This window comes from uncultured Bacteroides sp., assembly GCF_905207245.1.
GTDB lineage: Bacteria > Bacteroidota > Bacteroidia > Bacteroidales > Bacteroidaceae > Bacteroides.
In genome coordinates, this window is the sequence record NZ_CAJLKP010000028.1 from 1 (window position 1) to 13,171 (window position 13,171).

At 44.7% G+C, this 13,171-nt stretch carries 12 protein-coding genes; 9 read left to right on the plus strand and 3 right to left on the minus strand.

Annotation, left to right across the window (positions count from 1 at the left end; all coding sequences use genetic code 11):
- From QZ135_RS10450 to QZ135_RS10460, 3 genes are all read right to left on the minus strand, one after another.
- Positions 1-846, minus strand: an 846-nt coding sequence (locus QZ135_RS10450; RefSeq protein ID WP_294608702.1) for an FAD-dependent oxidoreductase, incomplete at its 3' end; no start/stop codon positions are given.
- A 56-nt stretch (positions 847-902) separates the two neighbouring features.
- Positions 903-1,544 (minus strand): LolA-like putative outer membrane lipoprotein chaperone, encoded by a 642-nt coding sequence (locus tag QZ135_RS10455; RefSeq protein ID WP_294608704.1) that lies wholly within the window; start codon positions 1,542-1,544, stop codon positions 903-905.
- A gap of 24 nt (positions 1,545-1,568) precedes the next feature.
- Positions 1,569-4,058, minus strand: a complete 2,490-nt coding sequence (locus QZ135_RS10460; protein ID WP_294608706.1) for a DNA translocase FtsK — start codon at positions 4,056-4,058, stop codon at positions 1,569-1,571.
- Positions 4,059-4,170: 112 nt separating this feature from the next.
- Between QZ135_RS10460 and QZ135_RS10465 the strand changes: the two genes are divergently transcribed.
- The 9 genes from QZ135_RS10465 (at position 4,171) to QZ135_RS10505 (ending at position 13,167) form a co-directional block, all read left to right on the plus strand.
- Positions 4,171-4,806 (plus strand): DUF5063 domain-containing protein, encoded by a 636-nt coding sequence (locus tag QZ135_RS10465; protein WP_122142868.1) that lies wholly within the window; start codon positions 4,171-4,173, stop codon positions 4,804-4,806.
- Between the two features lie 6 nt (positions 4,807-4,812).
- On the plus strand, positions 4,813-5,460 hold the full coding sequence (locus QZ135_RS10470; RefSeq protein WP_005775769.1) for a 3'-5' exonuclease: 648 nt from the start codon (positions 4,813-4,815) through the stop codon (positions 5,458-5,460).
- Between the two features lie 27 nt (positions 5,461-5,487).
- Positions 5,488-6,666: a class I SAM-dependent rRNA methyltransferase gene (locus tag QZ135_RS10475; protein ID WP_294608721.1), complete on the plus strand. Its 1,179-nt coding sequence runs from the start codon at positions 5,488-5,490 to the stop codon at positions 6,664-6,666.
- Positions 6,667-6,936: 270 nt separating this feature from the next.
- Positions 6,937-8,193, plus strand: a complete 1,257-nt coding sequence (locus tag QZ135_RS10480; protein WP_294608723.1) for a nucleoside permease — start codon at positions 6,937-6,939, stop codon at positions 8,191-8,193.
- A gap of 37 nt (positions 8,194-8,230) precedes the next feature.
- The gene (locus QZ135_RS10485) at positions 8,231-8,833 is read left to right on the plus strand and encodes a bifunctional nuclease domain-containing protein (protein WP_294608724.1); all 603 of its coding nucleotides are present in this window, start codon (positions 8,231-8,233) and stop codon (positions 8,831-8,833) included.
- A gap of 3 nt (positions 8,834-8,836) precedes the next feature.
- Positions 8,837-9,535: a 16S rRNA (uracil(1498)-N(3))-methyltransferase gene (locus QZ135_RS10490; protein ID WP_294608727.1), complete on the plus strand. Its 699-nt coding sequence runs from the start codon at positions 8,837-8,839 to the stop codon at positions 9,533-9,535.
- Between the two features lie 25 nt (positions 9,536-9,560).
- Entirely contained in the window at positions 9,561-11,114 is a 1,554-nt protein-coding gene (locus QZ135_RS10495; RefSeq protein WP_294608729.1) for a DUF4836 family protein, read from the plus strand.
- 12 nt (positions 11,115-11,126) lie between these two features.
- Positions 11,127-11,771: an ATP-binding cassette domain-containing protein gene (locus QZ135_RS10500; protein WP_294608731.1), complete on the plus strand. Its 645-nt coding sequence runs from the start codon at positions 11,127-11,129 to the stop codon at positions 11,769-11,771.
- A gap of 190 nt (positions 11,772-11,961) precedes the next feature.
- Positions 11,962-13,167, plus strand: coding sequence for an ABC transporter permease (locus QZ135_RS10505; RefSeq protein ID WP_294608733.1), 1,206 nt, complete (start codon positions 11,962-11,964; stop codon positions 13,165-13,167).
- Positions 13,168-13,171: the final 4 nt, after the last annotated feature.

A 13,171-nucleotide genomic window follows, 5' to 3' on the forward strand; every position in this document is an offset into this window, starting at 1 on the left:
ATCGCCAGCCGCAAACACTCCGGGAACCTTGGTACGGGGACTATCACCGTCAGTGATGATATATCCCACCTCATCGGTATCCAGGTAAGGTTTGAAAATGTCCGAATTAGGCTTATGACCGATGGCAAGGAAAAATCCGTCGATAGGCAGCGAATAACGTTCTTCGTCCGGTTCTTCCCAACGTTTTACGAGATTCATACCTTCTACACCGTTATCTCCAAAGAGTCCGACTACATTATGCTCGAAAAGGACTTCAATCTTATCGTGCTTCATCACACGCTCTTGCATGATCTTTGAAGCACGAAGATAGGGCTTGCGTACAACCAAATAGACTTTAGAAGCGAGTCCGGCCAGATAGATGGCTTCTTCGCAAGCGGTATCGCCACCACCCACAACAGCAACTACCTTTTTGCGATAGAAAAATCCGTCACAAGTAGCACAAGCACTGACCCCCATACCGGCATATCTCTTTTCATCATCCAAACCTAAGTATTTGGCTGTGGCACCGGTAGCGATAATCAATGAATCGGCTTCAATTACTTTTTCACCATCAATCGTGATTTTGTAGGGAGCTTGGCCAAGGTCGGAAGCAGTAGCGATTCCAAAACGGATATCGGCACCGAATCGTTCGGCCTGTGTACGAAGATCTTCCATCAATTGCGGTCCGCTGATTCCCTGAGGATAGCCCGGGAAATTTTCTACATCGGTAGTCGTGGTCAACTGTCCACCCGGTTGTATTCCTTCGTAAAGCACCGGTGACAAATTTGCACGTCCTGCATAAATAGCGGCTGTATAGCCGGCTGGTCCTGAACCTATAATAAGGCATTTAATTCTTTCTGTTTCCATATTCCTATTTTACATTCTACGATTTATAATAAACGATCGAAGTTACTCCTCTTGACCTATCGGAGATCGATCACCTCGGCATGAGGATAGAGCTTCTTATCAAACACAAACATACTGTCGGCATATTTCAATCCTGCCTGATAGCTGGTCACCGTGATTTCGCTACGGCTCTTATCACGTTGTTCCATCAGAATGAAGAGTGGCTGGTAAGTGTCTTTACTGACATAAAGCACAATTCGTGATAAATCCCGTTTCTTGTCGGTAGCAGTCAGCACCACTTGATAAATCGATTTGCCACCAAAATTCTTCAGTGTTCCAAGCTTATAGCTGAAACCATGGCGATAAATCTGCAAAAGTGCGTACGGATTAAGACTTTGCAGTTCGACTCCGGTTGGATTGCTGATATTGACCTCGTCACTACCTGCCAGATAACTCCATTGGGTCTTGCCATCAAACCACGTGGTACCATCGTCCGTTTTCAGCACGAACTTCTCTCCCCTGAGTTCAATGACTCCGGCAGATTGTCCCGCCATCCGGCCTTTATTGAACACCGTCACGTTGAATCCCGCACGAATCCCCCCTGCTTTCTCAAATGTGGCTGCCGTTTTATCAAGCACAACCTTTGCCTGCATTTGTTGTTGCGCAAACACAGGCAAAGTCAGTAAAGCTATCCAAATGCTAATTATAATCTGCTTCATTGTATACACTCATTTAACGTTTGATTATTGAATATTGTTCAAACGCATTTCAAGGTCGTTCTCGTCAACACAAAGTACGTCGCGCGCCTTGCTTCCTTGCGAAGGACCCACAATGCCGGCCTTTTCAAGCTGATCCATCAAGCGTCCGGCACGGTTGTAGCCAATGGAGAATTTACGCTGTATCAACGAAGTTGACCCTTGCTGATGAATTACGATCAGGCGGGCAGCATCTTCAAACAAAGGATCGAGACGCCCCATATCGACATCTCCCAGATCGCTTCCGCTGTCTTCGCTCACATATTCGGGCAAGAAGAAAGCGGTAGGATATCCTTGTTGGCGTGAAATATATTTGGTAATTTCTTCCACTTCCGGCGTATCGATAAAAGCACACTGCACACGCACCGGATCGGCCCCTTGCAAGAAAAGCATATCACCACGCCCAATCAGTTGATTGGCTCCCGGACGGTCAAGGATGGTACGTGAGTCCATCATGGCCGACACACGGAACGCAATACGCGCCGGGAAGTTGGCTTTGATAGTACCGGTAATGATATTTGTAGTCGGACGCTGGGTTGCAATAATCATGTGGATACCTACGGCACGTGCCAACTGCGCAATACGGGCAATCGGCAACTCGATCTCCTTGCCAGCAGTCATGATCAAGTCTCCGAACTCATCGATGACTACCACAATATAAGGCATAAATTTATGCCCTTTCTCCGGATTCAGGCGGCGGTTGATGAATTTCTCATTGTACTCTTTGATATTGCGTACATGTGCCATTTTCAACAGATCGTAACGACTGTCCATCTCTACACAGACTGAGTTGAGGGTCTGCACCACCTTGGTCACATCGGTGATGATAGCATCCTCACCATCGGGAAGCTTCGCGAGAAAATGATGCTCAATAACAGAATAAATACTGAACTCTACCTTTTTAGGATCCACCAGAACGAACTTCAGTTCGGCAGGATGCTTCTTGTAGAGCAATGAAGTGATGATGGCATTCAAACCGACAGATTTACCCTGTCCGGTAGCACCTGCCACCAGCACATGAGGCATTTTGCAAAGATCTACCATGAATACCTCGTTCGTAATGGTCTTGCCAAGCGCAATAGGCAAATCGTAAGTCGATTCCTGAAACTTCTTACTGCCGATGATGGACTGCCCCGAAACAATCTTAGGATTTGAATTAGGTACCTCGATACCGATTGTACCTTTTCCCGGTATAGGAGCTATAATACGGATACCCAAGGCAGAAAGGCTTAAAGCGATATCATCTTCCAACCCACGGATCTTTGAGATGCGCACTCCCTGTTCCGGAGTGATTTCGTAAAGAGTCACCGTAGGACCTACCGTAGCTTTAATCGTACTGATTTCAATACCAAAACTACGCAATGTATTAATGATACGGTCTTTATTTGCGTTCTGTTCCTCCATATTGATGGTAGGCTCACTATTTTCATAGTGCTTCATCAAATCGATAGTAGGGAAATGATAGTTTTCCAGATCCAACTTTGGATTATAGGGTTCGGTTTCCGTTCCCTGATAACTTTCGTCATCGGCAGCAGCCTCTATTTCAAAATCAGGCCCGTTATCTGCCGACTCTGCCCGAAAAGGGGGCACAGGATCAGGAGTTGTCTGTTCGAAAGTCATGGTGACATCACCATCGGTTGCCGTATTTCTGCTTTCCGTAACTATTGGAGACTCAGAAGGAGACTCGACAAGCAGATCGGATACGGTAGGAGTTTCCACCTTCTTCACCGGTACCTCCTGACGGAAAGTGCGATTAACATCGAATTCCACTTCCTGAGGTTTCGGATTATCATATTCACGGGGATCGGAATCCTGCTTCACCTCTGAATGTTCTTCTTTTTGTTTACGTTTCAGGAAACTAAGAGTGAAAAGCTTACGCAACCAGATGACTGTGCGGGCACTCATATATATAAGAAAACAAATGCCTGTCACCAAAAGAATAAGCCAAACACCGGGAATACCGACCTGCGAAATAAGCCAGTTACTGATATTATATCCATGCAATCCCCCCAGATAAATGAATGAATCCTGATAATGATCCATAAAAATAAAGCCCAGGAAAACGGAAAACCAAATGAGCAACAGTGTACATCCGATGAACCACTTCCAAAGACGCACCACACGCACACGCATCAGCTTCAATCCGGCTACAGCCAGATAAACCAAAATAAAGAAAGAGGAGACACCAAAACAGTCATTGATTAGATAACTTGCCAGCTGAGCTCCCCGGGAACCTGCATAGTTTTTTACATGATTATTTACAGCAGCAAGATCCTGGGCATTCCCGCTATCAATGATACTCTGGTCGGCTGCTCCGGTGAAAAAGAAGGAGGTAAAAGCCAGCAACAGATAGACTGAAAAGATGACCAATACCAATCCGATCACAAAGTGGATTGTTTCGTTTCTGAAGAAAGCCAAGTACTTATTAGTGGAAGCCGGCTTCTGTTCTGCTTCCTTATCTGATTTCTTTTTTGCCATGTGGATGAAGAATCTTAAGCTATATGATTAATGATGCAAAAGTAGTAAAAAAAAGAATTTCATTGGACTACCCACAACTTTTTCTTACCTTTGCGTTTCAATTCAAGCTGATATGAAAAAAGAAAGCCAAGTAATATTTGATAAGAATGTGATAGAATTCGTTACGGTAGCTGCCGAGTTCTGCGCTTTTCTGGAACGTGCCGAAGGCATGAAACGTAGTATGTTTGTTGACACCACCCTGAAAATTCTTCCTTTACTTTATCTAAAAGCGTCCATGCTTCCGAAATGCGAAATGATAGGCGACGAAGCACCGGAAATATATGTGACGGAAGAAATATACGAAGTGTTGCGCATCAACCTGGCATCCGTATTGGCAGAAAAGGACGACTATCTGGAAGTATTCCTGCCCGACATGGCTTACAGCGATGAACCCATCAAAAAGAATATTTCGGAAGACCTGGCCGATATCTATCAGGATATCAAAGATTTTATCTTTGTATTTCAACTGGGATTGAACGAGACGATGAATGACTCCCTTGCCATTTGCCAGGAAAACTTCGGACTCTTGTGGGGACAAAAACTGGTAAATACCATGCGTGCCCTGCATGACGTGAAATATAGTCCGAAGGCCCGGGGAGAAGACGAAGAAGAGGATGAATACGAACCCGAAAACAATGAAGACTGTCACTGTGAAGATGACGACTGCCATTGTCACGATCATGGCTGTCATTGCCACGACGATGAATAAACGAATATGATTTTAAAAAGAACCATAAGCAAAGAAGAGGTGAAGGAGATGCCCAAAGCAGCATTCCCCGGACGGATTCATGTAATACAAACTGAAAGTGAAGCGGAAAAAGCAGTGGCTTATCTGCAATCCCAGGCAATTCTGGGCATCGACAGCGAAACCCGTCCCTCATTCACCAAAGGACATTCCCATAAAGTAGCATTGCTCCAGATTTCATCTGACGAGTGTTGCTTCCTGTTCCGCCTGAACATGACCGGGCTGACCCAACCCATCATAGAGTTGCTTGAAAATCCGGAAGTGATCAAAGTAGGACTCTCGTTGAAAGACGACTTTATGATGTTGCATAAACGGGCTCCTTTCAACCAGCAGGCATGCATCGAGTTGCAAGAGTATGTCCGTCCGTTCGGCATTCAGGATAAAAGCCTACAAAAGATATACGGTATCCTATTCAGGGAAAAAATCTCAAAATCACAACGTCTTTCCAATTGGGAAGCAGATGTACTGACGGATGCCCAAAAGCAATATGCAGCTACAGACGCATGGGCTTGCCTCAACATATATCACCTGCTACAAGACCTAAAGCGTACGGGTAACTACGAACTGGCCCCGGAAGAAGAAACCGTAGAGACGGTGAAAGCAGGTTCGGATCAATGATAAAAATAAAAACAACATAATAAATTTATGCATAAAGTATATCTTAAACCCGGCAAAGAAGACTCACTGAAACGGTTCCATCCCTGGATTTTCTCCGGGGCCATTGCTCACTTCGACGGCGAACCCGAAGAAGGAGAAGTAGTGGAAGTGTATACCTCAAAAAAAGAATTCATAGCTAAAGGGCATTTCCAAATCGGAAGCATTGCCATACGTGTTCTTTCCTTTAAACAAGAAGAGATCGACCATGACTTCTGGAAACGCAAGTTGGAAGTGGCTTATGACATGCGACGCAGCATCGGCATCGCTGCCAACCCGACTAACAACACTTACCGCCTGGTACACGGAGAAGGCGATAACCTGCCAGGACTTGTTATCGATGTTTATGCCCGGACCGCCGTAATGCAGGCACACTCTGCCGGCATGCACGTAGACCGCATGGCCATTGCCGAAGCATTGTCCGAAGTAATGGGCAACCAGATTGAAAACATCTACTATAAATCGGAAACGACTTTGCCATTCAAAGCGGACCTTTTTCCGGAAAACGGTTTCCTCAAAGGAGGAAGTAACGACAACATCGCTCAGGAATATGGATTAAAGTTCCATGTAGACTGGCTGAAAGGACAAAAAACGGGATTCTTCGTAGACCAACGCGAAAACCGTGCTTTGTTGGAACGTTATGCCAAAGACCGTTCGGTATTAAACATGTTCTGCTACACCGGCGGATTCTCCTTTTACGCCATGCGTGGAGGTGCCAAACAGGTACATTCGGTAGACAGTTCTGCCAAGGCCATTGATTTGACTAATAAAAATGTAGAATTAAATTTCCCGGGTGATACCCGTCATGCGGCTTTTGCAGAAGATGCTTTCAAATATCTCGACCGCATGGGCGACCAATACGATTTGATCATTCTCGATCCGCCGGCATTCGCCAAGCACAAAGACGCATTGCGCAACGCCCTCCAAGGTTATCGCAAACTTAATGCCAAAGCATTTGAGAAAATCAAACCGGGCGGTATCCTGTTCACCTTCTCTTGTTCACAGGTAGTGACCAAAGATAATTTCCGTACTGCTGTATTCACAGCAGCAGCCATGTCCGGTAGAAGTGTACGCATACTGCATCAGTTGACTCAACCAGCAGATCATCCGGTAAATATCTATCATCCGGAAGGAGAATATCTCAAAGGATTGGTACTGTATGTCGAATAATCGCCTTAGTAGCATAAAAGCAGAAGCTACAAAGTTAATATGAGTTAACAAACAGAAGATTTTTACCAAATCATTATGTTCTATAACATAAAACCCTTTATCTTTGCAATGTGTTTTTCATGGTATTAGATTTAAGGTTAATAAAGATTGGCTGTCTGGGATAGATAGCCTTCTTTTTTTATATACCCCTCACAACCACCTTTTCCAATAATTTTCCTACATTTGCACCAATCTATCAATAATAAAGAGAAACACATAAAAATAAAAGCTATGAGCATTAAAGTTCGTTTGATTATCATGAACTTCCTGCAATTTTTCGTATGGGGGGCATGGTTAATTTCATTAGGAGGTTACATGGGTAGAGAACTCCACTTCGAAGGAGGCCAAATTGGCGCAATATTCGCAACCATGGGTATTGCCTCTCTAATTATGCCCGGCATCATTGGTATCATTGCCGATAAATGGTTCAATGCAGAACGTTTATACGGACTTTGCCATATTATAGGGGCTGCCTGCCTTTTCTACGCTTCTACCGCTACGGGATATGACCAGATGTATTGGGCAATGTTACTCAATTTATTGGTATATATGCCGACTTTATCACTGGCCAATACGGTTTCGTACAATTCGCTTGAACAATATAAGTGTGATTTAATCAAAGATTTCCCTCCCATTCGCGTATGGGGAACCATTGGTTTTATCTGTGCGATGTGGGCGGTAGATCTTACCGGATTCAAGAACTCAAGCGCTCAACTTTATGTAGGTGGCGCATCTGCATTAATGCTGGGTTTGTATGCTTTCACCCTGCCGGCATGTAAACCCGCCAAGACCGGAAGCAAATCACTGCTTTCTTCTTTAGGGCTGGATGCATTTGTATTATTCAAAAGAAAGAAAATGGCCATTTTCTTCCTATTCTCCATGCTTCTGGGAGCAGCGTTACAGATTACCAATACGTATGGCGACCTTTTCCTGGGTAGTTTTGCCAGTATTCCCGAGTATGCAGATTCCTTCGGCGTGAAACATTCAGTTATCCTGCTATCCATCTCGCAGATGTCCGAAACATTATTTATTCTCGCCATACCTTTCTTCCTGAGACATTTCGGAATCAAACAGGTAATGCTGATCAGTATGTTTGCATGGGTATTCCGGTTTGGACTGTTCGGCTTCGGAGATCCGGGTTCCGGTCTGTGGATGTTAATCTTGTCCATGATTGTTTATGGCATGGCATTCGATTTCTTCAACATTTCGGGTTCGTTGTTTGTTGAACAAGAAACCAGCTCCAATATCCGTGCCAGTGCCCAGGGATTATTCTTTATGATGACCAACGGTTTGGGTGCCATTATTGGAGGATACGCCAGCGGTGCCGTAGTAGACGCTTTCTCAGTATATGCCGATGGCAAACTGGTAAGTCGTGAGTGGCCCGAAATCTGGTTTATCTTTGCTGCCTACGCATTGGCTATCGGCATTTTATTTGCCCTGGTATTCAAGTACAAGCACCGACCGGAAGAAGCAGTAAATAGAAAGTAGTAAGTGAGTGGCGGTTGTCCACCGCTCAGAAAAGATTATGGATAAAAAGAAAAAAGTAGAACTGGAAATACTAAACATCTCCAACAGTCAGGAACAGGCAGGAGCTTATGCACTGGTGCTGGGAGAAGTAAACGGCGCACGTCAATTACCGGTGATTATCGGTGCGACGGAAGCACAGGCGATGTTAATCGGCCTGAAAGGCATTGTCCCGCCACGCCCGTTGACACACAACCTTTTCGCTTCATGCCTGGAAGTATTGGGGGTGAACATGATGCGTGCTCTTATATATAGAGTGGATAACGGTGTATTCTATTCCTATATCTATCTGAAAGCGGACGATGCCATCATCCGCATGGATGCACGCACCTCGGATGCAGTGGCTATGGCCTTACGGATGAAAGCCCCGATTTTTATTTATGAAGAGATACTGGAATCTGAGCAACTTAAGACCGGAAAAGAAAACGATAGTCCAAGCATAGCCCCTATGGGAGAAAATCCTGCCCCGCACGATGACGAGTTCTTCCATGGAGATACGATGGAAATGCTGCAAAAAGCTTTGCAGGAAGCCATTGCAAACGAGAATTACGAACGCGCAGCCCACATCAGGGACGAAATAGCCAAACGAAAAAAACAGCAATAACTTATGCACGTATTCTATACACCCGATATACAAACCCGTGCCGAACTCCCTGAAGAGGAAGCACAACACTGTGTCCGCGTACTGCGCCTCAACATCGGCGACCAGATAACACTAACCGACGGTAAAGGTAACTTTTACCGTGCAGAAATCAGCGCTGCCACCAATAAACGTTGTATCGTAAACATTCTGGAAACCACCTACCAGGAACCTCTATGGAATGGACATCTGCATATTGCCATGGCTCCCACCAAGAACATGGACCGCACGGAATGGTTTGCCGAGAAAGCCACCGAGATAGGTTTCGACGAGTTGACTTTCCTAAACTGCCGTTTCTCCGAGCGAAAGGTCATCAAGACGGAACGCATCAGCAAGATACTTGTTTCTGCCATCAAACAATCTCTCAAAGCACGCCTGCCGCAACTGAATGAAATGATTGACTTCGATAAGTTCATCGTGCAGCCTTTCAACGGGCAAAAATTCATTGCACATTGCTATGAAGGTGAGAAACCTTTGCTAAAAGAAGTGCTCCGGAAAGGAGAAGATGCTTTGGTATTGATAGGCCCGGAAGGGGATTTCAGTGAAGAAGAAGTGCAAAAGGCTATAGCGAACGGCTTTACGCCTATCAGTCTGGGCAGGTCGAGACTACGCACAGAAACGGCCGCCTTGGTAGCCTGCCACATTCTGAATTTACAAAATCAATGATAATCACACTAAAACCAAGAATGATATGAAGAAAAGTTTGTTTCCCCGCTTGGCGTTGATGGCTGTATTGATGGCTTTTGTCAGCGCATGTTCCGAGAAACAGGAGTACACGAATGTGATTCCTGCCAATGTTAGCACGGTAGTCAGCATCAACGTGAAGGCGCTGGTTGACAAAGCAGGCCTCAATGACAAGGAGAACAAAGAAGCACAGCAAAAGCTGATAGATGCATTGAAGAGTGGCATGAATGCCGCAACATTCCAGCAAGTGGAAATGATTATGAAGGACCCGAAGAAATCAGGTATCGATGTGTCAGCACCAATGTACGTTTTCAGCGCGGAAGCATTCCCTTATACTACGGTAGTTGCGAAAGTGAGCAATGAAGATGACTTACATGCACTACTGGAAACACTGGAAAAAGAGAAAATCTGCCAACCTCTGGCAAGCGGTGATGGTTTTCAGTTTACACAAATGAACAACCAGGTATTCCTGGCTTATACTCCTTCTGTGCTTATGCTGACTAATTATAGAGGAACTACGCAACTCGATAAAATCAAAGAAGGCATCCCCACACTGCTGAAGCAGACCAGCGAGAACAGTGTTGTATCGACACCTGCTTTCAAGAAGATGCAGAAAATGGGTGGAGATATCGATGTACTCTTCTCTCCGGCGAGCCTTTTGGGAGTATATGCCAACCAAATCAACTTTGGCCTGTCTCAGAATATCAACCTGAAAGACATGCAGATACTGGGAAGCCTCTCTTTCGATAAAGGGAAAATCAGCATGAAGTATGAAAACTTCACTGAGAACCCCGAACTGCAAGCTATGTTCGATAAACAGAAGAAAGCAACCTGCGCCATAGAAAACAGCTTCCTGAAATACTTCCCCAAATCTACATTGATGTACCTCAGTATGGGTATTAACGGAGAAGAATTCTACAACCTGCTGCTTGAAAACCAAGAATTCCAGAAAAATTTCTCTATAGCCAAAGCAAATGAAGTGAAAGAATTATTCGGAACATTCCAGAAAGATGTTGCAGTGGGTCTGATTAACGTCACCATGAATAATGCTCCTACCTTCCTGCTTTATGCTAATGTGAAGAGCGCCGCCCCCGTGCAGATGCTATACGAGAAAAAGAATGAACTGGGCTTGAAACGTGGTGAAGACATCCTTAAACTGGGGGAAAATGAATATGTATATAAATCCAGGATGCTGAATGTATTCTTTGGTGTACGCGACAATAATCTGTATGCAACGAACGACGAAATGTTGTACAAGAGCATAGACAAAGCCGTTAATCCGTCAATCAAAGATACTGAGTTCGCATCAAATATCAAAGGCAAGCATAGTGCTTTTGTCATCAATACGGAAGCCATCTTGGGCCTACCGGTAGTGAAGATGTTAGGCGAATACGGCGGAGCACAATATGCAACCGCTATTGCTCTGGTTGACAAAGTAGCTTACATGGAAGCCGTAGGCGACCCGAACAATAATGCAGAAATGGTCATTCAGTTGAAAGACAAGAATGTAAATGCACTAAAACAGATTGTAAACTTCATCAAAGAGTTTGCAGGCATCTAATCCCGATTAATAATGGAAATCATTCATCTGCGGCAAACACTTCCCCAAGTGTTTGCCGACCGGGATGCCATCACATCCGATGTATGGCACCAAGACCTTGTGCTACGAAAAGGAGAGCGGTATCTGATTGAAGCCGCATCCGGCACGGGAAAATCTTCGTTATGTAGCTATCTCTACGGATATCGCCACGACTATCAGGGTATTATCAATTTTGATGAACAAAACATCTGTTCACTCTCTATTCATGAATGGGTGGAGTTACGGAAACATTCACTGAGTATGCTGTTTCAGGAACTTCGCATCTTCCCCGAACTGACAGCATTAGAAAATATCCAGTTGAAAAACCGGCTCACCAATTATAAAAAGAAAAAAAAAATCCTTGCCTTTTTCGAGATGCTCGGTATATCCGATAAAGTAAATGAGAAAGCCGGAAAGCTATCCTTCGGGCAACAGCAACGTGTAGCTTTTATTCGCGCGCTCTGCCAACCGTTCGACTTTATCTTTCTGGATGAGCCTATCAGCCATCTGGATGATGATAATGGCACACTGATGGGGCGTATACTGACCGAGGAAGCCGAACAGCAAGGTGCAGGAGTGATTGTTACTTCTATCGGAAAACATATAGGATTAGAGTATAATAAAATATTGAAACTATAAATGATAATTTAGCGCAAAGCGCTAAATTAAGTTACAAGCTACCAGTAACGAGTTGCTGCGCTGTACTCGTGGGTGAATAATTATTCGCCCGGCTATCACACCGAAAGGCACTTGTCACTCGTAGCTTGTAGCTCGTCACTTATCGCGCGAAGCGCGATAAATTATCATTTAACAATAACATCAAACTTCAATGAACAGACTTGTTTGGAAACTTCTCCGTCAACACATCAGCATCGGGCAACTGAGCGGTTTTTTTCTCGCCAATATCTTCGGAATGCTGATTGTACTACTGAGCGTGCAATTTTATAAGGATGTCCTTCCCGTTTTCACGCAGGGAGACAGTTTCATGAAAAAGGATTATATCATCGCTACTAAGAAAATCAGCGCCCTCGGCAGCCTCACCGGACAAAGTAATACTTTCTCCAAAGAAGAAATCAAGGAACTGGAAGCCCAACCTTTCACGCGTAGCGTAGGTGCCTTTACCCCTACACTATTCAAAGTATCAGCAGGACTGGGAATGCAACAAGCCGGTATACGTATATCCACTGATATGTTTTTCGAGTCTGTTCCGGATGCTTTTGTCGATGTCAGCCTGGACAAGTGGCACTTTGACGAGGAAACAAAGACCATACCTATTATCATTCCCCGCAATTACCTGAACCTTTATAACTTTGGCTTTGCGCAAAGCCGCAACCTGCCGAAATTGTCGGAAGGTGTAATGGGATTGATACAAATGGACATCATTATGCGCGGCAATGGACATATGGAGCAGTACAAAGGAAATATCGTCGGCTTCTCCAACCGCCTGAATACGATTCTCGTTCCGCAATCGTTTATGGAATGGGCCAATAAGACGTTTGCCCCCGAGCGGGATGCACAGTCATCCCGCCTTATCGTAGAAGTGAAGAACCCTACAGATACAGCTATTACCGACTACTTCCAACAGAAGAATTATGAAACCGAAGGAGACAATCTGGATGCCGGGAAGACTACCTACTTCCTGCGCCTCATTACGGGTATTGTTTCGGGTGTGGGATTGTTCATCAGCATCCTGTCTTTCTATATATTGATGCTGAGTGTATTCCTGCTGCTTCAAAAGAATACGGCAAAGTTGGAGAACCTGTTATTAATAGGTTACAGTCCTTCTAAAGTGGCGCTACCTTATCATGTGCTGACTGTAGGATTAAACCTCCTCGTGCTATTCCTTGCCATTTGTGGCGTGGCATGGTTGCAGAGTTACTACACAGGGGTTCTGCAAACTCTGCTTCCACAACTGGAAACAGGCTCTCTCCTCCCCTGCATCTTTGCCGGAAGTATCTTATTCATAGTGGTATCCACCCTGAATATACTCCTGATACGCAGGAAAGTTCTCTCTATCTGGAAAGGCAATAAATAAAGAG

Coding starts and splice junctions, on each gene's coding strand:
- QZ135_RS10495 (WP_294608729.1), top strand. CDS start 9,561: ATGAAGAAAAGTTTGTTTCCCCGCTTGGCGTTGATGGCTGTATTGATG.
- QZ135_RS10470 (WP_005775769.1), top strand. CDS start 4,813: ATGATTTTAAAAAGAACCATAAGCAAAGAAGAGGTGAAGGAGATGCCC.
- QZ135_RS10505 (WP_294608733.1), top strand. CDS start 11,962: ATGAACAGACTTGTTTGGAAACTTCTCCGTCAACACATCAGCATCGGG.
- QZ135_RS10500 (WP_294608731.1), top strand. CDS start 11,127: ATGGAAATCATTCATCTGCGGCAAACACTTCCCCAAGTGTTTGCCGAC.
- QZ135_RS10485 (WP_294608724.1), top strand. CDS start 8,231: ATGGATAAAAAGAAAAAAGTAGAACTGGAAATACTAAACATCTCCAAC.
- QZ135_RS10475 (WP_294608721.1), top strand. CDS start 5,488: ATGCATAAAGTATATCTTAAACCCGGCAAAGAAGACTCACTGAAACGG.
- QZ135_RS10460 (WP_294608706.1), bottom strand. CDS start 4,058: ATGGCAAAAAAGAAATCAGATAAGGAAGCAGAACAGAAGCCGGCTTCC.
- QZ135_RS10455 (WP_294608704.1), bottom strand. CDS start 1,544: ATGAAGCAGATTATAATTAGCATTTGGATAGCTTTACTGACTTTGCCT.
- QZ135_RS10480 (WP_294608723.1), top strand. CDS start 6,937: ATGAGCATTAAAGTTCGTTTGATTATCATGAACTTCCTGCAATTTTTC.
- QZ135_RS10490 (WP_294608727.1), top strand. CDS start 8,837: ATGCACGTATTCTATACACCCGATATACAAACCCGTGCCGAACTCCCT.
- QZ135_RS10465 (WP_122142868.1), top strand. CDS start 4,171: ATGAAAAAAGAAAGCCAAGTAATATTTGATAAGAATGTGATAGAATTC.